At 37.5% G+C, this 19,313-nt stretch carries 13 protein-coding genes; 10 read left to right on the forward strand and 3 right to left on the reverse strand.

Annotation, left to right across the window (positions count from 1 at the left end; genetic code table 11):
* The 6 genes from Q0L68_RS06070 to Q0L68_RS06095 form a co-directional block, all read left to right on the forward strand.
* On the forward strand, positions 1-520 hold a 520-nt coding region (locus Q0L68_RS06070), incomplete at its 5' end, for a head GIN domain-containing protein (RefSeq protein ID WP_296700795.1).
* 96 nt (positions 521-616) lie between these two features.
* On the forward strand, positions 617-3,049 hold the full coding sequence (locus Q0L68_RS06075; protein WP_296700797.1) for an ABC transporter permease: 2,433 nt from the start codon (positions 617-619) through the stop codon (positions 3,047-3,049).
* 271 nt (positions 3,050-3,320) lie between these two features.
* Positions 3,321-4,079 carry an ABC transporter permease gene (locus Q0L68_RS06080; protein ID WP_296700799.1) on the forward strand — a complete coding sequence of 253 codons (759 nt, stop codon included), beginning with the start codon at positions 3,321-3,323 and terminating at the stop codon, positions 4,077-4,079.
* A 3-nt stretch (positions 4,080-4,082) separates the two neighbouring features.
* On the forward strand, positions 4,083-4,823 hold the full coding sequence (locus tag Q0L68_RS06085) for an ATP-binding cassette domain-containing protein (protein WP_296700801.1): 741 nt from the start codon (positions 4,083-4,085) through the stop codon (positions 4,821-4,823).
* Position 4,824: 1 nt separating this feature from the next.
* Positions 4,825-5,811 carry an MlaD family protein gene (locus Q0L68_RS06090; protein ID WP_296700803.1) on the forward strand — a complete coding sequence of 329 codons (987 nt, stop codon included), beginning with the start codon at positions 4,825-4,827 and terminating at the stop codon, positions 5,809-5,811.
* Between the two features lie 386 nt (positions 5,812-6,197).
* A complete protein-coding gene (locus Q0L68_RS06095; RefSeq protein WP_296700805.1) occupies positions 6,198-6,893 on the forward strand; it encodes a head GIN domain-containing protein in 696 nt (231 codons plus the stop codon).
* A gap of 42 nt (positions 6,894-6,935) precedes the next feature.
* Here Q0L68_RS06095 and Q0L68_RS06100 read toward each other — a convergent pair whose 3' ends face one another.
* Together Q0L68_RS06100 and Q0L68_RS06105 are read right to left on the reverse strand one after the other, a co-directional pair.
* Positions 6,936-7,520, reverse strand: coding sequence for a transposase (locus tag Q0L68_RS06100; RefSeq protein WP_296700807.1), 585 nt, complete (start codon positions 7,518-7,520; stop codon positions 6,936-6,938).
* 67 nt (positions 7,521-7,587) lie between these two features.
* On the reverse strand, positions 7,588-8,574 hold the full coding sequence (locus tag Q0L68_RS06105) for a bestrophin family protein (protein ID WP_296700808.1): 987 nt from the start codon (positions 8,572-8,574) through the stop codon (positions 7,588-7,590).
* Positions 8,575-8,993: 419 nt separating this feature from the next.
* On the opposite strand from Q0L68_RS06105, the gene Q0L68_RS06110 reads away from it, so the two are divergent.
* From Q0L68_RS06110 to Q0L68_RS06125, 4 genes are all read left to right on the forward strand, one after another.
* Complete coding sequence (locus Q0L68_RS06110) at positions 8,994-11,417, forward strand: ABC transporter permease (RefSeq protein WP_296700810.1); 2,424 nt, start codon at positions 8,994-8,996, stop codon at positions 11,415-11,417.
* Positions 11,418-11,608: 191 nt separating this feature from the next.
* Complete coding sequence (locus Q0L68_RS06115) at positions 11,609-14,038, forward strand: ABC transporter permease (RefSeq protein WP_296700812.1); 2,430 nt, start codon at positions 11,609-11,611, stop codon at positions 14,036-14,038.
* A gap of 181 nt (positions 14,039-14,219) precedes the next feature.
* Entirely contained in the window at positions 14,220-15,761 is a 1,542-nt protein-coding gene (locus Q0L68_RS06120; protein ID WP_296700814.1) for a CocE/NonD family hydrolase, read from the forward strand.
* Positions 15,762-15,984: 223 nt separating this feature from the next.
* Positions 15,985-18,402: an ABC transporter permease gene (locus Q0L68_RS06125; RefSeq protein ID WP_296700815.1), complete on the forward strand. Its 2,418-nt coding sequence runs from the start codon at positions 15,985-15,987 to the stop codon at positions 18,400-18,402.
* 299 nt (positions 18,403-18,701) lie between these two features.
* On the opposite strand, the gene Q0L68_RS06130 is transcribed toward Q0L68_RS06125, so the two are convergent.
* Complete coding sequence (locus Q0L68_RS06130) at positions 18,702-19,067, reverse strand: DUF2200 domain-containing protein (protein WP_296700817.1); 366 nt, start codon at positions 19,065-19,067, stop codon at positions 18,702-18,704.
* Positions 19,068-19,313 lie beyond the last annotated feature (246 nt).

Genomic DNA, 19,313 nt, shown 5'->3' on the forward strand with positions numbered 1-19,313 from the left:
CAAAGGATTTGATCTATCCAAAGTCATCACTGAGGTGGAAGATGGGAAGCTGGAAATCAAACTTGAAAAAGGAAGACATAACAATGTCAATTTTACAGCCTATGTCACCCTTCGTGAGCTCGAGGCTATTGGATTAAGTGGATCTGGGAATGTCGATGTTACCTCTGACGTTTCATCTCGCGCTTTTTCAATCGGAAGTTCAGGAAGTGGAGATATCAATTTGCAGCAGGTTGATACCAGAACCTTAAACGTCGGAATGAGTGGTTCAGGAGAAATCATCATTGAAGGTGGTTCTTGCGAATCAGCAAATATTGGACAGTCAGGTTCAGGTGCTTTTGATGCCTTGGATTTAATGGCTGGAGATGTCAAAATCGGAAAATCTGGTTCTGGATCTACTTCAATTGGAGTGGATGGAGATCTGAAAGTTGCCTCATCCGGTTCAGGAAATGTCTATATCAAAGGTAATCCTACCAACCAAAAAGTAGCAAGTTCAGGTTCTGGAAAGATTGTAAGAAAATAAAGAAATACTAACCAACCTTATTTTTGAATCACTGTGGTTTTGAGTTTTCAAAATCACAGTGCTTTCAAATTTAACTATCCTCTAACCCGGTCAGATATGTTTAAGAATTACTTTAAAATCGTTTTTAGAAACGCAAAGAAGAATCCTCTCTATGTTTTTATTAACATTTTGGGTTTATCAATCGGAATGGCAGTCAGCATTCTGATTTTCTTGTTTGTGCAACATGAACTCAGTTACGATACATATCATGCCAATTCTGATCGAATTTATAGAGTTTCCAGAAACTGGTACAATTTGGATGGAGAGGTAAGCTTGCATTTAGGACATGTCGCACCTCCATTTGGTCCATTGATTAAATCTGATTTTGGTGATCAGGTAGAAGAAGCTGTAAGACTTTTTAATACAGATTTATTGATCAAATCTGGAGAAGATTCATTTATGGAGGATGGGTTTTTCTTTTCAGACCCAGAGATATTTCAGGTTTTTTCCTGGAATATGATTGAAGGGAATCCAATATCCGCCTTAAATGAATCTGATGGAGTATTGATATCAGAGAATATGGCCCAAAAATATTTTGGAAATTCTTCTGCAATAGGAAAAGAATTGATAGGAGAGGTACAGGGTTTAACATTGACTTTTCAGGTGAGGGGAGTTTTCGAAAATGTCCCAGATAATACTCATATGCACCCAGATTTTATAGCTACGATGAACCCCGTGATTCAATTTTTTGGTGGGTTGGAAGCTTTTATGCAGAACTTTGGAAGTAATAGTTTTTCAACCTATGTCTTATTAAAGAATGGCTATGATTACAAAGCTCTCGAAGCTCAATTACCAGGTTTAATTGACCGAAATATGGGAGAGGCTCAAGCTGGGATTCCTATGTCAAAAGTTACTGAACTTCATTTATGGCCTCTGGAAGATATTCACCTTTATTCCAATTTGGATTCTGAAATTGAAGCCAACGGAAATATTGATTATGTCTACATTTATTTTGCAGTTGCCCTGTTCATTTTACTGATTGCTTGCATCAATTTTATGAATCTTTCCACCGCCCGTTCTTCTTTGAGATCCATGGAAGTGGGTTTGAGGAAAGTAATGGGAGCAGATCGAAGTAGATTGGTCAATCAGTTTATGGGAGAATCCTTTGTAATGACATTCATTTCTCTGGTCATCGCAGTGGTTTTGGTCTACACTTTCCTCCCAACCTTTTCTGATTTTACTCAGAAACAACTTAGCTTAAACTTTCTTCAAAATCCTGAATATTTGCTGGGATTGATAGGCTTGGCTATTGGTGTAGGGCTTTTGGCTGGTAGTTATCCCGCACTGTTTCTTTCTGGTTTTTCTCCTTCCAAAGTTCTGAAAGGGACCTTTAAAGCTGGAAAAGGACATGAAAATTTCAGGTCGGTCTTGGTGATTGGTCAATTTGCTATCTCAGTTATTTTGATTGTCGCTGTAATTGTGGTTGTTCGCCAACTTGACTTTATGCAATCCAAGGATTTGGGGTTTGAAAAGGAGGATATTGTGGTTTTACCTGTGAGCACTGCAATTATTGAAAATTATCAGATCATTAAAGACCGACTCTTGAATAATCCAGGAATAAATGGGGTTTCTATTTCAAGCAGAGTGCCCTCAGGCAGGCTACTGGATTCTCAAGGAGGAAGTGCTGAAGTCAATGGTGAAATGTCACAGTTGGATGTGAGAATAGCAGATATCCATGTTGGGCATGAGTTTGTCAAAACTTATGGAATTCCTATTGTGGCAGGAAGAGATTTTGATTATCAAATGGCAAGTGATTCTTCTGAAGCCTTTATATTGAATGAAGCAGCAATAAGAGATATAGGCTGGTCAAGCCCTGAAGAAGCTATCGGTAAGAAATTCAATTATGGAGGTAGAAATGGTTTTGTGACCGGAGTAATGAAAGATTTTCATTTTGAATCACTTCATCAACCTATTGTTCCCATTGTATTTATGATTACTCGAGAGAGAGAAAGAGCTAATCAAGTCAGTTTGAAAATTGATGCTTCAAGAAAAGATGAAACAATTCAGTTTTTAAGAACAGAATGGGCTTCATTAAATCCAGGTTTTCCATTCGAACCTATATTTGTTGATGAAGGGTTCAACAGGCTGTATGAATCGGAACAACGGGTAAAAACTATTTTTACATTTTTCTCTGCTCTTGCGATTATTATTTCAGTCTTGGGGTTATTGGGTTTGGTAACTTTTGCAACCGAACAAAGAACCAGAGAAATAGGAATCCGAAAAGTAATGGGAGCAGAAACCAGCAATATTTTGGTTCTTCTAGGCAAAGATTTTATGAAATTGGTATTGATCGGATTCTTGATTGCAGTTCCGGTTTCTTGGTTTGGTATGGATAGCTGGTTAGAAGACTTCGCCTACAAAATTGGAATCAGTTGGACAGTTTTTTTATGGGCTGGCTTGATTGCAGGAATTATAGCTGCGGGAACCGTGATGTTTCAATCGTTGAAAGCAGCCTTAGCCAATCCGGTGAAAAGTATTAAAAATGAATAAGTAAAATAGAGATTTATTAAAGTTCTATTCAGCCTTTTTGATTTTTCAAAAAGGCTGTTTTTTTGGATCTTCCTTTGATTCAAAAAGAATGGCTCTAGTTCCATTCAATTACTCCTGAGGTTTCAAAAGAATTTATATGAAGTAGATTTAAGTGCTTTTATATTTTCATGCAAAGCTGATATATATCAGTAATTTAGGTGATTTTGATCTTCAGATTTGATGGATGGTATTCTGAACTTCAAGCTTGTAAATAACAACTTGAAGACACAAAGTGATTGAAACCCCGTTTTTCAAAGAAGTAGGAGATATAGCTAGATTTACTGGAAGGTTTTTCAAGGAAATAGCTAAGCCCAGACAGGAATACGAAGAGTTTATTAATCAATGCTTTTGGATTGGTTATAAGACTCTTACCCTTGTGAGTATTACTGCATTTATAATGGGCTTGGTTCTTACGATTCAATCCCGCCCCACTTTAGTGGAGTTTGGAGCTGCATCACTCTTACCCTCAATGGTTTCTGTATCCTTAGTACGCGAGATTTCACCGGTTATTACAGCATTGATTTGTGCTGGTAAAATTGGATCGGGTATAGGCGCTGAGCTGGGTTCGATGAGAGTGACTGAGCAAATAGACGCGATGGAAGTTTCGGGTACAAATCCTTTTAAATATCTGGTTGTGACTCGAGTGATGGCTTCCACGTTGATGGTTCCTGTTCTCTCCATTCTTGCAATTGCGATTTCTTTATATGGCGGCTATTTGGGGGTGAATTTGAAAGGTTCTGTAAGTTGGTCATTGTATTGGTTTCAGGCATTTGATGCATTGAGTTTCGGGGATTTTATACCCTCATTGACAAAGACATTTTTCTTTGGTTTTGCTATAGGGATAGTGGGTTGTTATAAAGGTTATAATTCTCAAAAGGGTACAGAAGGAGTGGGAAGGTCCGCAACAACTGCAGTAATTGTAGCCTCTTTGTTGGTTTTTATTTTGGATTTGATTGCAGTTCAAGTCACGGACTTATTAGGACTAACTTGATTTATGGAGGCTAAGAATATAATGATAGCGGTTTCCAAACTGAACAAGTCCTTTGGCGAAAATCATGTTCTTAGAGATTTTTCTATGGAATTAACCAAAGGTGAAAACTTGGTTATTCTTGGGAAATCAGGTTCCGGGAAGTCAGTTTTGATCAAATGTATCATCAAGCTAATCGAACCAGACCTTGGAGGGATAAAAGTATTGGATCAGGATATCAGTGAATTGGATCAGGATGAAATGGATTTACTTAGAAAAGACGTGGGATTTCTTTTTCAAAGTAATGCGCTTTATGATTCGATGACGGTTAGAGAAAATCTGGAGTTCCCTCTTAGGAGACATTGGACAATTGAGCAACGTGAAAAAGAAGCTGAAGCAGCAGTTATGGAGGCATTAGAAGATGTAGGACTTTCCCATACTGTCAATATGATGCCAGCTGAATTGTCCGGAGGAATGAGAAAGCGAATTGCTCTAGCGAGAACACTGATCTTAAAGCCCCAGGTAATTTTATATGATGAGCCGACCACTGGCTTGGATCCGATCACTGCTCGGGAAATAAGTGAGCTTATGATTTCTATCCAAGACAAATACAAAGCATCATCAGTGATTATTTCCCATGATATGAATTGTATTCGGATGACTTCCAACCGGGTAATTACGCTGATTGAGGGAAGAAATTATGTCGCTGATACGTATGATAACTTAATGAAAAGCACTGACCCAAAAGTCAGTGAATTCTTTCGATAAAATGAAAAGAGAACGAAAAATATCCAATGCCAAACTTGGAGCTTTAGTATTAGCTAGTCTGATATTCCTGGTTTTTTCGCTGTATTTAATTGGTAAAAATCAAAATATTTTTGGCTCATCAATTCGCGTAATAGCTGAAATGCGAAACGTAAATGGATTATTACCCGGAAATAATATCCGATTTAAAGGAATGGATGTCGGGACTGTAAGTTCTATTGACATGCTGAATGACTCCATTATTCATGTGGAGCTTTTGATCCATAAATCCATGCAGCCATTTATTAAAAACAATTCAAGAACTACCATCAACACGGATGGATTAATGGGAAATAAAATACTTCATATCAATCCTGTGGAAGGTGATGCAGCCACACTGATTCCAGGAGATATTTTGTATGCTTTGCCACAGATCGATACCGATGAGATGCTAGAAACGCTAAATTCCACGGGGAATTATTTGGAAAAAACTTTGATTAATCTTGCACAGATAACCGACAAATTGAATGAAAGCGATGCACTTTGGAGCTTGTTAACTGAACCTGAATTAGTGAATGATTTAAATAGTGCAATTCGAAAGTTTAAAGATGCCGGCGCGAATGCTGCCGAAATCACCAAGTCTGGCGAAAAGATTATCTCATCTTTTGAGAGAGGGGATGGGATCGTGAATAAACTATTTACTGATAGCATCATGAGTTCAAATTTTGAAGAAACATTGACTGAGTTACAAAAGACGAGTGAAGAAGCATCCGAAATGATGGGAAATATTAATGAGTTTCTAAATAACATTCAAGAAGGTCAGGGAACTGCAGGCTTGATATTACAAGATTCTGTTTTTCGAAATCAAGTTGATCAAACTCTTCAAAATCTCGAATCAAGTACTTATAAGCTCAATGAAAATCTGGAAGCCATGAGGTCAAATTTTTTATTTAGAAAGTACTTTAAGAAGCAGGAAAAAGCAAAAAAGAAGGCTGAAGAGAATAATGAATAAGTTACCCAACTGTCGAAAACATTTTTCTTAGATAGAGTTGGGATTTTTTAATTCTATATCTAATTGGTTTTTCAGGAACTACCCTTATTCCTAAGCTAACTATTTAAGAAACAGTCTGAAGCTTTTGCCCGATTGCGAACAACTGTGTCCGAGAAGATGGCATCAAAAAACAGGAAACCTTGTTAGTGATTGAATTAAAGCTGATTTACAGTGGCATAAATATAGTTCGTGTGGTAATAGATTTATCAAATAAAACTAAGGCTTGATGCAACCTTTTTTATCTCAAGTGCATCTTATACATGACTCAGGTCTGGCAAAAGGACAAGAACATTTACCCAAAACCATAAATCAGATAAAAATTTTTAACGCACAGAATAAATAAAATCATGAAAATCTATTCAAAGTTGGCAGCAGTAGCAATAGCTGCATTAGTATTGGTTTCTTGCGCTCAGGCCCAAGAAACTGAAACCAGAAAACCAGGTCATTTTACCAAAGTTCATTCAGGTGGAAGTTGGGAAGTTATTTTAACTGAAGGAAACACCGAAGAAATCAGAATTGAGGCCAAGGGAGTTGAGCTGAGTAAGGTGAAAACTGAAATTGACGGGGATGTTTTAAAGCTAGGACTGGTAAATGGGAATTACCGAAATGTAAATTTGACTTTTTATGTGACTTACAAAAGTCTGGAAGGAGTGAAATGTTCTGGTTCAGGTAAGATCGATGTGAAATCTGATGTGGTTGCAGATGATTTTTATATCGGCCTTTCGGGTTCAGGAGATATCTACATGGAGAACCTCAGAGCAGATGATTTGGAAGCTTCTATTTCTGGTTCTGCAAAAATCAAAATTCAGGGCGGTTCTATTGGAGATGCAGAAATCAATCAATCTGGTTCGGGAGATTTTGTTGCAGAAGACCTAAGCATTGAAGATCTGGAAGTATCAAAATCAGGTTCTGGTGATACCTATGTTGGAGACTTGGGAGAAATTTCTGTAAGATCTTCTGGTTCAGGAGATATTGTCTATTCAGGATCGCCGAGAATGGGAGACATTAAAGTATCAGGGTCTAGCAGTATCCGCAAGCGATAATTCCTCGTTTTTTCAAGGGAATCCTTTTCCAGAAATCCTGATTTAATAGAATTTATCTTCCAACCAGTTGGCAGGATTGTTTTGGATATATTGGGAGATTCTGTGAAATGAATCCTCATTTCTGATGATATGGTCAAAGAACCGGGATTGCCAGCCCATCGGAAATTCCAACAGATTGCAATATTTGGTTACTGCAGATTTGTACGAACCGACAATGGATGAAACCGTATTTTTTCCCTGATTTTGGAATCGATTTGGTGGTGGTAGGGACAACGCGGTTTTCGATGGTAGGGACAACGCATGCGTTGTCCCTACAACGTCGTCGATATTTGGATTTTGCGTTGTCCCTACGTCATTATCATCCTCATTTCCTTTCAATATCAAAATTCCATGAATGTGGTTGGGCATGACCACAAATTCGCCTAAATCAATATTTTTTGCATGGTTTTTTATCTCAAACCAAAAGACGGAAGCAATCGCACCTGCTTGTGATAATTGCATTTTTTTATTGATGATTTTTCCGAAAAAATGTTCCCGGTTTTTGGTGCAAATAGTGATAAAATAGGATGCCTCAGTTCCATAGTCCCAACTTGCTAGACGAGGTGACTTTCTGCTTTTTGTATTCATCTGTTGAAAAATATATCCTGAACAGCCAAGTTAATTTAAAATCACAACCTTTCAGAAAATCTGTTTCCTACATCAAGAATCCATTTTCAGTTTTGTAAGGTTCAGGGATATTTTCATCCTCAATCATTTCAAGCAAGTCGATTTCTATGGCTCTTGCCACCGAAGATATTGGCACGTCATTATATCCTCCTTCAAAAGGGTTTTCGGAATAGTCGCCAATTCTATCCACTACAAAAAATGTCCAAATAATAATAGAGGAGAATGGGATAGTTAACCAATAATGCAAAGCACTTGATTGCTCAAAAACATCCAATAACCCGAAAGGAATGAGGGCACAAAAAATATAAGTAATCCAAAGTCCTGTTGAAGCATATTGTCTGGGAAAAGGAAAGTTTTTTATTCTTTCTGACATTCCTTGGTGAGTAAATAAATTTCCAATCAATTCATGTAACCTTACTTGTGTGAAATCACTTAGGTATCCTTGTTCCTTTAATTTTGAGATTTCATCACTCTGGTTTTTCAGAATCTGAGAAGGCATGTTTGATTTACTCTTTAGTTTGGAAAGTTCATCCTCTGAGAGGTATTTTTCAATTTCAGCGTACATTCCATCGTAGTATTCTTTTATAAAACCTGGAATAAAATTCAATTTTTTCACCGGTAGATTATGTTCCCAGGTTTTTTCTTGCCGCATCACATGCTTCAATGTCAAAAGCCAAGCCAAATGCCTGTAGATGATTTTCTTTTTACTTTCGAGTGGTAAATCAGAATTCGGCAAACTTAATATTCCTGTTGCAAACGTCCGGCTTTCATTCACAATAGCTCCCCAAATTTTTCTTGCCTCCCAAGTTCGGTCGTAAGAACTATTGTTTTTGAATCCCAAGAAGAAAGCTACCGCCACACCAATTACTGAAATAGGTTGCCAGGGTAGAGAAAAGGGTATAGAGGTGATTTCGTAAAGGACAATAATAATAAAGGAATACAGTAGGCCATAAATCAGAGAATATTTGGACCAGCGAACTGTCATCCAAAAACTGTAATATCGTTTGACGTACATAAAAATGATTTTTGTTATTAATCTACTGAAAATTGTTAAAAATCTTCTAATCAGGTCTTTAGTTTTGTACTATTTACTTCAAAGCAATGGAGTTTTGAAAGTGGAAGAGGGAAGTGGGAAATACGAAATACGGGATTTTAGAACATAATCGATTTTAATCAAATTTTTGAATTAGAAATGAAAACAGAAATTGTAAGACTGCTTATTGCGACTGCCCGCTGCTCACTAATAACTGCTACTTCCCACTAAAATCGCCCACGAGCGAACAAAATTGTCCGTTCGGTTTTTTTAGAATAGTAAGGAAAATGCGATTTCAGGCTCAATGAGCCATTTTAAATTGGCATTAAACTGGAACAACGGAATTTGGTTTTTCTTTTATTTTCTAAGATTTAATCCGCTACCGAAACAACAACCGACATATGTTTACAAATTATTTTAAAATAGCTTGGAGGTCTTTACTTCGAAGCAAATGGGCTGGAGTTATCAATATTTTTGGCTTGGCAATAGGGATTACCGCTTCTCTTTTACTTTTTGTGGTTATCCAGTATGAATTAAGCTATGATAAGTTTCAAAGCAATTATAATGAAGTTTACAGAATCGTTACTCAGGATAAATATCCAGATGGATTTGATTATAATCCAGGCGTCAATAATCCAGTTCCGGATGCCTTAGCAGCTGAGGAATTACCTTTTGAGAAGGTCGTCCCTGTGAAGGCAGTTTACAATACACAAGTCAATATTTACGAAAAGGGCAATAAGGCGGAGATTCCGGATAAGTTTGAAATCGATCATGTGTTTTATACTACACCGGATTTTGTAGATCTTTTTGACATAGAATTCGCCTCTGGAAATGTAGCTAGCCTCGCTGAGCCAAATCAGGTTTTCCTGACCAAAAAGACTGCAGAATTGTTCTTTGGAGATTGGAAAGAGGCGGAGAACAAAAGCTTTGAATTTGCATCCGGACTGGAACTGAAAGTTGCAGGTGTTTTGGAAGACCTTCCGGAAAACAGCAATATGTTTTTCGAGATTTTAGCTTCCTACCAAACAGTCCGGTCCAATCCAGAGATTTATGATTTTGATTTTGATTCCTGGGGAAGCTTGGGGAGTGATAATCAAGTTTATGTGAAAGTAGCTGACAATACCAGTGAGGAAACGGCACAAACTGCTTTGAATGCCTTTACCATAAAAAACTTTGAAGGAAGAGGGAATTCCGAAAAAGCACTTTTGCTACAGGCATATTCAGACATCCACTTTGATACCACTTATGGTCCGATCAGCGGTGGAATGATCCGGGTTTCTACCTTAAATACACTGATCATTATTGGTATTTTTATTTTGGTGATGGCCTCTATCAACTTTGTGAATTTGGCTACTTCCAAAGCAATTGGAAAAGGAAAGGAAATAGGAGTGCGTAAGGTAATGGGTAGCTCTAAATCCCAGATTATCCTCCAATCATTTGGCGAGACTTTTCTTTCGGTTTTAATTGCCACTACTTTTGGGGTTTTTGTAGCTACTCTTTTAGTTCCATTCTTGAATTTGATCGCAGATGTGCCTGAAAAGATCAATTTCTTTCAGCCCGTGGTTTTAGGATTTATTGGAGCCTTGGTTTTGCTTCTAACGCTGCTTTCTGGATTTTATCCAGCTTTGGTGATTTCTAAATTTAAACCAATTCATGCCCTAAAAAGTAAGTTTCAAAATAATCAAATCGGAGGAATTTCTGTCAGAAAAGCATTGGTTGTTGTTCAATTTGTAATTGCACAAATTTTAATGATCAGTACAATCATTGCCATTCGTCAGATGAACATGGTGCAGGAAGCGGATCTTGGCTTTGCAAAAGATCATGTCTATTTCGTGGAAGTTCCTTTTGACTCTGAAAATGATCGGAGAATAGAGTTTTTTAAGCAGGAGCTATTGAATAGTTCAAATGTTATTTCTGCCACTTTGGCCTCAGATATACCTGCTTCAGATAACAATAGCTTATTTAACTTTTACTTTGATGGCAAAAATGAAGATGTGGAATTTCCTGCTTATACGAAGTTTGGAGACGAAAAATATTTCGAAACCTACGGCATTGAGTTTTTGGCTGGAGGACCCTATCAAATGAGTGATACGATCCGTGAAGTAGTAATCAATGAAACCATGGCCAAACGATTGCTAATAGAAGATCCGAATGATGCCATAGGAAAGCAATTGAGATTGGGGATAATGAAAGAATGGGGTACGGTCACAGGAGTGATCAAAGATTTTACTCTAAATTCCCTCCGTGACGAAATCAAACAATTGGTGATTGCGCCGAAAAAGGATTTTTACAGGGTGGTAGGTTTGAAGTTTGACGAAAATGTGTCGCTAGAAACCATTGCCGGGATTGAAGAGAAATTTAATCAAGTCTATCCTGAGCAAATTTATCATGGAAGTTTCCTGGATGAATCCATCCAGAAATTTTATGAAAGCGAGCAAAAGCTTGCTTTGGTTTTTAAAATCTTTGCAGCCATTTCCATTTTGATTTCATGCATTGGATTGTATGGCTTGGTTTCTTTTATGATCAGTCAGAAAGTCAAAGAAATCGGAATCCGAAAAGTATTGGGAGCATCGGTTTCACAGATCACCTTGATGTTGACCAAAGAGTATTTTCTGATGGTGTTGTTAGCATTTTTCATGGCAGTTCCGGTTGCTTATTGGATGATGGATAAATGGCTGGAAACGTTCGCGTATAAAATTCCTGTTTCCACAGGTTTATTCGTATTTGTAATGATTTGCTCTCTTTTGATTACAGGTTTGACAGTGGGATCCAAGGCTGTAAGATCTGCTTTGGCAAATCCGGTGGATAGTTTATCGGATGAATGAAAAAGAAAGTTTGAAGTGAGAAGTCTGAAATACGAAATACGAAGTAGGGAGTATGCAGGATCTAAAATCAAGTTTTTGAATTTAGAGACAAGAACCAAGAATTAAGAACAGAGAGTAATTAAGTTTAGAATGAATGATTTGGAGGTCCAATTTTTCAATCTTCCAATCTTTCAATTTTAAAATCCATAACTATGTTAAAAATCTACCTAAAAATTGCCTGGAGAGTTCTTAAGAAAAACCGACTGTATACTGGTCTGAATATCTTTGGATTAACTCTGGGAATCAGTGGATTTTTGATGATCACACTTTTCGTTCAAGATGAGCTAAGTTATGACCAATACCTGTCAGATTCTTCTTCTATCTATCGAGTGAGTGCAAATTGGGGCAACTTAAAAACTGCCAGCTATGCGACTGCACCACCTTCACTGGGTCCAAGAATTTCCTCCGATATTCCAGAAGTAGAATCGGTAACCAGAATCCTAAAATGGAATGATTTTACGATCCAACCTGGGTCTGGTTCGAATAGTGAGCAGATTTTTAGAGAAGAGAATGTCTATTATGCAGAGCCTAATTTCTTTCAGGTTTTTGATTTGCCTTTGGCCGCTGGGAGTAAAGAAAAAGCACTTTCTCAACCTAATTATATTGCCATTACTACCTCGCTTGCAAAGAAGTATTTCGGAAATATTTCACCTCAGGAAGTATTAGGTAAAGTTCTTTTGATTGGAAGTAATAATCCAACTCCAAGGGAAATTGCTGCAGTAGTTGAGGACATTCCTTCGCAATCTCATTTTCACTTTGATATGCTGGTGTATGAGCCTGGGATGTATCAGGAGATTTTCTTGATGGATTCTTGGACTTGGCCAATTTTAAATACTTATGTAAAACTCGCTGATGGCAGCAGCAGCCAGCTTGTAAGCTCGAAACTTGATCAGATTGTTACGAATTATGCGATTCCTGCTTTTCAATCAGAAAATGAAGGTTCTGACTATAATCTTCAATTGATGCCGATTCAGGATATCCATTTGAAATCCCATTTACTTCGGGAAATGGAGGCGAATAGTTACGAAAGTTATGTCTACATCTTTTCCTTTGTGGCAGTTTTTGTACTACTCTTGGCGAGTATCAATTTTATGAATTTGGCTACAGCCAAAGCTGGAATCCGATCTATGGAAGTTGGGGTGAGAAAAGTGATGGGTTCCAATAAATCCCAGTTGATCTTTCAGTTTTTGACCGAGGCATTCATTTTAGTAGTGATCTCCGTTTCATTGTCTTTGGTTGTTGTTCAACTCTTCAACGGGCTTTTTAATCAAATTTCCGGAAAAGAACTTCAATTTAACCTGATCCAAAATCCTTTGATTTGGTGGGCTGTTCCTCTGCTTATTATAGGGTTAACTCTTCTTTCTGGCGCCTATCCTGCATTTTACCTTTCTTCTTTTAAGCCTTTATTGATTATGAAGAAGCAATTAACAGCTGGAAATAACGCTCATTACTTCAGAAATGCATTGGTTGTTTTTCAGTTTGCTACTTCCTTGACCTTGATCATCTGCACCTTATTGGTTCAGCGTCAAATGAGCTTTATTCAAAACTCCAATCCAGGTTTTGACAAAGACCAATTGGTGATCATTCATAATGACGGGGAAATCCAGAATGAAGAAAGAGAAGATTACAAAGGTCGTTTCGCTTCCAGTACCCAGATCCAGTCCATGAGCTTTTCTACTGGAATTCCAGTGCCAGGTCAATTTCAAATGCGTTCTTTTAACTTAAAAAATTCCACAGAGGAACAAGGCATGAACTGGTACGAAGCGGATGCAGATTATTTGAATACTTACGAGTTCGAATTGTTGGAAGGAAGGAATTTTGCAGCTACCCAAGGGGCTGATAAAGGAAAAATTATCATCAATCAACAAGCAGCGAACTATCTGGGGATCGAAGGAAATCCCATCGGTCAGATTTTGATAAAGAATCAGGGGGAGAATGATGAAGGGATCCTGGAAGTGGTAGGAATGGTTAAAGATTTCAATTTTGAATCCTTCAGGAATGAGATCAAGCCTTTGGTCATCGAATACATGCATGATTATTTTCTAAGAGATTACATCACAGTGAGAGTTGAAGGAAGTCAAGTTGAAGGAGCTATCAATGAACTCAACGAGATTTGGAAAGCTTATGAGCCTCGGGTTCCAATGAATTATTCATTCCTAGATCAGGATTTTGAGAGAGTTTATCAGTCTGAGATGAAAATGGCAGATTTGTTACAAGTGCTGACTTTCATGTCTATTTTGATTGCCTGTTTGGGCTTGTTTGGTCTTACTTCCTATACCACACATTTACGAACCAAGGAAATAGGAATCCGAAAAGTGTTTGGTGCCTCCATGGCAGAGATTTTCATGATGCTTTCTGCTTCCTATATGAAATTGATTTTAATGTCTGTTGTATTGGCAATTCCTATTTCTGTCTATTTTATGAATCGATGGTTGGAAGAATTTGCCTATAAAACAGGGATAAGTGTAGGAATTATAGTGCTGGCAATCACAGCTTGTCTTGGATTGGCTTTACTGACTATATTTTTTCAAACCTTTAAAAGTATTCAAGCGGATCCGGTCAAGAGTTTGAAGGATGAATAAAAATGTATGGGAGGAAACACTGTTTCATGACTTACTTGAATAATAATCATCCAAATTTCAAACTTTACCTAGAGAAATAATTTTAATGAATCCGATAGAAAATTTGAAGAGTGATTGGAGTTTTTAATATTAAGCTTTCTTTTCTTAAAAGAGTAAACAAAAGGTCTTTGACTAAAAGCGTATGAAGTTATTATTTACTGGAGTCTTGCTTTTAATTTTTTCAGTTTCTTTTGGTCAAACTTCAGTGAATGAGATTTCTTTGGAAAGTGGGGATTACGTTGTGGGGTTTAGACATTACCTGACCCAAGATAGTAGCAGAACCTACCAAAGAATTTATGATTGGAATAACGAATATATTCCAAGACCTATTCCTGTGAGTATTTGGTATCCGGCAGAAGTGGAGGGGGTAAATCAGGAGCCGCTGAAGGTATTAGATTATTTGCGGATTTTGAAGGAAGAAGAGGAGTGGGAATATTTGCCAGATGATTGGATTTTAAACTGGTTTTATTACGCCAATACGGAAGCAAATCAAGTCCATCTTTTGGAAGAAACCAAGGCATATTCAGATATGAAGCCTAAAGAAGGTAAGTTTCCGGTCATCGTGTATGCACCAAGTTATCAAGCCTCTTCAATAGAGAATTTCACGCTATGCGAGATGCTTGCAAGCCATGGATATATTGTGATTTCCAGTCCAAGCAGAGGTGCTGATACAAGATATTTTGAAGGGGGAACGGCCAAGGATATGGAAACTCAGGCTCGCGATATAGAATTTTTGATGAATGAGATTGGGAAATACCCGCAGGCTGATCTTAATCAAATCGGAACAATGGGCTTTAGTTTTGGAGGATTGTCACATGTGCTTACCCAGATGAGAAATGAAGGTATCAAAGCAGTCGTCAGTTTGGATGGAAGTATCAAATATCAGTTTGTAACACTCCAAAAATCACCATTTTTCGATCTGAAGAAATTTGATGTGCCATTTATTCATATGGCTCAAAAGGAAATACCGGATGAGATTTTAAGGGATGATGGAATTGATCCTTCTTTGAATACCGATTTTGAGTTTTATGATAGTATAAATTCTGTTCCAGCCTATAAATTACAGTTTCATAAATTAACCCATACAAATTTCAGCTCCTTGGGAGTACTTTTCGCTGAGAGAGATCCAAGGCAAGATATGCCTGATTCGGAAATAATGGAATCCTTTAGATTGGTGTCTACGTATACTTTAAATTTTTTGAATGCTTATTTAAAGAATGATTCGGAAGGGAAGGAATTTTTGAGCAAATCGCCTAAGGAAAATCAAATCAAGGATGAATTAATCTCTATTAACTCCAAATTTCCAGCTCCAGAAAAGTATACTTTCAGGGATTTTAATGAGCAAGCTGCCAATCAAGAATATAAGAATTTGAAGCTTTTATATGAGCAGATTTTAACTATTCATCCTTCATTTCAACTTCCAGAAGGAAACTTGAACAATCTTGGCTTACAACTACTTTTTAATCCAAAAACTTCAAATTTCGGAATCAATGTATTTTTGTTGGCGATTGAGTTATACCCTAATTCATCCAATCTGTTTGATAGTTTAGCGGAAGCCTATCTTTTTGTTGGTGAGAAAGAAAAGGCAAAAGAGAATTTCGCTAAGTCACTGGAACTTGATCCAAATAATCAAAATGCAATTGATCGTTTAAAGGAATTGAATGAAGCAGGAAAGAAAAACTGAAATGTAATTTTTTGGAATTAAAAGTTTCCATTAATTTTTACTGTTGCCCACTAGCGAACAAAAACGTCCGAGCCTAAGAGTTTGAAAATTAAAAATATGCCGTTTTGTGTAGTATGAGGTACTTTTTACTGGCACAAAAGTGGTATTTCAGCTGTAGGATTTTCATGGCAATTATTCTGATTTGCCATGTATTCAAATCATTTCAATTATTAGTCGGCTCGATATGCTCAAAAACTACTTTAAAATCGCTTATAGAAATCTTTTGAAAAAGAAGGTATATTCTTTTATCAATATTGTAGGATTGGGAATAGGCATGGCTTGTTGTGTCCTGATTTTTATGTTTGTTCAGGACGAACTTTCATATGATCAATACCACGAAAAGGGAGATAGAATTTACAGGGTGATTCATGGTTCTACTCAAGAAAACGTAGAACCGGATTATACCTCGTTTTGGGTTTGGGGAAATGCTCCTGTCGGTCCTGCACTTCAACTGGATTTTCCTGAAATTGAAAAAGTGGTTCAATTCTCAGGAAGAGCTGATATACTTTTCACCGTTGGTGATGAAACGCAACAGGAAGAAGGTGTAGTATTTATAGATTCTACAGTTTTTGAGGTTTTTAGCTGGGAAATGATAGAAGGAGATCCAAAAACGGCATTAGTGGCACCGTATAGTGCAGTCTTAACAGAAACTACAGCCAAGAAATATTTTGGAAATCAATCTGCTTTGGGAAAAACTCTAAAAGGATCGGAAGTTGCAGGACGTTCCAACCCAGGTGATTATACGGTGACTGGGATAATAAAAGATATTCCCTCCAACTCCCATCTTCAGTTTAATACGCTGTTGTCCATGGAAACTTTCCGACAATCAAGACCAGGGATTTTTGATGCTTGGGGCTATGTGGATACTTACACTTATTTTTTGGTAAATGATCAATTTAACCTAGCGTCTTTTGAGGCTAAATTACCCGGGTTTATTGCTAGAAGAGCGGGGGAAGAAAGTGGAGAAAATTATGCGATAGGAGTTGAGCAACTTTCCGATGTTTACTTGAAATCCATTGCTCAGAGACAACCAGGTGAAACAGGTTCGCTTTCCAATATTTATGTTTTCTCGATTATTGGCCTGTTTATTCTTGCCATTGCGATCATCAATTTCATGAACCTTTCTACTGCCAGATCCATGGAAAGAGCTAAGGAAGTAGGGATTAGAAAATCAATTGGCGCAGATAAAAACAGTTTGATTTTCCAGTTTCTAGGCGAGTCTTTGATTATTGTGATTTTATCTTCTTTGGTGGCAGTCATTTTTGTTTCTATGGCTTTGCCATTAATGATGGATTTGACTGGGAAAGACCTTGAAGTAAGCAGAATACTCAATCTTCAAACGATCCCGATCTTCACAGGAATAATTATTTTGATAGGTCTTCTGGCAGGCTCTTATCCAGCCTTGATTTTATCCAGTTTTAGACCTGTGATGATCCTGAAAGGGATCAATAAATCTGATGCTCGAGGTGTGAATCTCCGCAAAGGTCTGGTGGTTTTTCAGTTTAGTTTATCAATCGCTTTGATCGCTGGGACGATTATCGTGTATTCTCAAATGAGTCATTTGCTTGATAAAGATATGGGATTTGATAAAGAGCAGATGGTAGTGGTAGATTATAATTATGATGGTCAAGTCAATAATGTTTCTTCTTCTCTGGAGAATGAATTGGAGAAAAATCCGAATATTCTCTCAGTTGCTTTTTCTCGAAGCGTTCCGGGAAGTCATTTTCCAAATGCAGGTACTACCATTGAAAATCCAGAAGGCGAAATGATCATGGAAGTTCAGCCTATTTTTCAAGTTGGATTGGATTTCATTGATCATTATGGATTGGAATTGATTGCTGGAAGATCTTATTCTAGAGATTACCCATCCGATTCCACTTCAGCTTTGGTAATTAATGAAGCAGCTGCCAAACAATATGGCTATGCCAATCCAGCAGATGCAGTAGGAAAAAAATTCGATCAGTGGGGTAGAGAAGGATCAGTGATTGGCGTAGTAAAGGATTTCAATTATATCTCTTTGCATAATTCGGTGGAGCCGTTGACTTTACCATTTGAAGCCTATGCGAGTAGATATATGAGCTTAAAAGTAAAAGGAGAAAATTTGCCCGCAACACTTTCTGAGGTAGAGGGAGTTTGGAAAGAATTAGCTCCTCATCGTCCCTTTATTTATAGCTTTTTGGATGAGGATTTCAATAGACAATATGAATCAGATTTCAGGTTTAGACAGATTTTCACCACTTTCTCAGTACTGGCGATTTTTATTGCCTGTTTGGGATTATTAGGCTTGGCAACTTACACTGCTGAGCAGCGAACCAAAGAAATTGGGATTAGAAAAGTTTTAGGAGCAGATACCGGAAGCATTGTGGGTTTACTTTCAAAAGACTTTGTGAAACTCGTTTTGGTGGCAATTGTAGTAGCAACTCCGGTAGCTTGGTTTTCGATGAATAAATGGTTGGAAGGTTTTGCTTATCAGGCACCAGTTCATTGGTGGGTATTCTTGATCGCAGGAGTACTGGCTGTGGTGGTAGCTTTAGCGACGATTAGTTTCCAGGCAGTAAAAGCCGCGATGATGAATCCTGTGAAGAGTTTGAAGAGCGAGTGACGGGAATTATGATTTATGATGTAAGAGGTATGATTGCAGCATTTTTGAGAGGAATAGGGACGACAAGGTGGTAATCTGCTTTTAGGTATTAATTCTTGCCGTCATTCTTGTCTTCACAAAAGGCAAATAATCTTATTTTATTTCGGTATGTAGAAAACTGCCTACCGGCAAGGCAGGAACAATCCTAGGCAGTAGCAAACGAATCTAAATTTTCGGTTTGGGGGGACACAATACGAGGAAAAGTAGTCGTCAGCTCTGATTTATAAGAGTTTTTGATGCACAAACCTAGTTCAGTATTTTTAGCTCTGTCGAAGAATCTTCTCCATTTTTCGGCCTTTGGCCAATTCATCCACAAGCTTGTCTAAATAGCGAGCTTTCTGGGTGAGTGGGTTTTCAATTTCTTGTACTTTATAGCCACAGATGGAACCTGTTATCAGGCTTGCATTTGGATTTAAATGTGCTTCAGCAAAAAACTTTTCAAAGCTTGATTTTGCATCGATTTGTTGTTGAATTCCTTTTTCATCAAAGCCTGTCAGCCAAGAGATCACTTGATGCAATTCTTCTTTTGTTCTTCCTTTCCGTTCTACTTTGGTGACATAGTGAGGATAAACCGAAGCGAAAGACATTTTCGCAATTTTCTCATCGTGATGGCTGGTGCTGCTCATGTTCTTTACTGAATTGGTTTGATGTACAAGTTATTTCAAAGGAATTAATTTTTCTGAATTTTCATTCAATTTCCTTATTCAATCTGGGAGAAGATGTTGGTAGCAAACCTGTTAACAGGTAATTGCTCCTAGCAGTTGCTTTGACCATTGACGAACAAAATTGTTCGGTGAAATAGTCTTATAAAGTAGTATTGTCTTCAAATTAGGCTGTTTTGAGGGCTAGAATATGGCATAGAACTGGATGAT

Origin of the sequence: Algoriphagus sp. (assembly GCF_024642405.1) — a bacterium.
Classification (GTDB): Bacteria; Bacteroidota; Bacteroidia; order Cytophagales; family Cyclobacteriaceae; genus Algoriphagus.

Excerpts from the sequence above, each read along its gene's own strand:
- Q0L68_RS06075 (WP_296700797.1), top strand. The coding sequence starts at position 617 with ATGTTTAAGAATTACTTTAAAATCGTTTTTAGAAACGCAAAGAAGAAT.
- Q0L68_RS06085 (WP_296700801.1), top strand. The coding sequence starts at position 4,083 with ATGGAGGCTAAGAATATAATGATAGCGGTTTCCAAACTGAACAAGTCC.
- Q0L68_RS06090 (WP_296700803.1), top strand. The coding sequence starts at position 4,825 with ATGAAAAGAGAACGAAAAATATCCAATGCCAAACTTGGAGCTTTAGTA.
- Q0L68_RS06095 (WP_296700805.1), top strand. The coding sequence starts at position 6,198 with ATGAAAATCTATTCAAAGTTGGCAGCAGTAGCAATAGCTGCATTAGTA.
- Q0L68_RS06100 (WP_296700807.1), bottom strand. The coding sequence starts at position 7,520 with ATGAATACAAAAAGCAGAAAGTCACCTCGTCTAGCAAGTTGGGACTAT.
- Q0L68_RS06105 (WP_296700808.1), bottom strand. The coding sequence starts at position 8,574 with ATGTACGTCAAACGATATTACAGTTTTTGGATGACAGTTCGCTGGTCC.
- Q0L68_RS06110 (WP_296700810.1), top strand. The coding sequence starts at position 8,994 with ATGTTTACAAATTATTTTAAAATAGCTTGGAGGTCTTTACTTCGAAGC.
- Q0L68_RS06115 (WP_296700812.1), top strand. The coding sequence starts at position 11,609 with ATGTTAAAAATCTACCTAAAAATTGCCTGGAGAGTTCTTAAGAAAAAC.
- Q0L68_RS06120 (WP_296700814.1), top strand. The coding sequence starts at position 14,220 with ATGAAGTTATTATTTACTGGAGTCTTGCTTTTAATTTTTTCAGTTTCT.
- Q0L68_RS06125 (WP_296700815.1), top strand. The coding sequence starts at position 15,985 with ATGCTCAAAAACTACTTTAAAATCGCTTATAGAAATCTTTTGAAAAAG.
- Q0L68_RS06130 (WP_296700817.1), bottom strand. The coding sequence starts at position 19,067 with ATGAGCAGCACCAGCCATCACGATGAGAAAATTGCGAAAATGTCTTTC.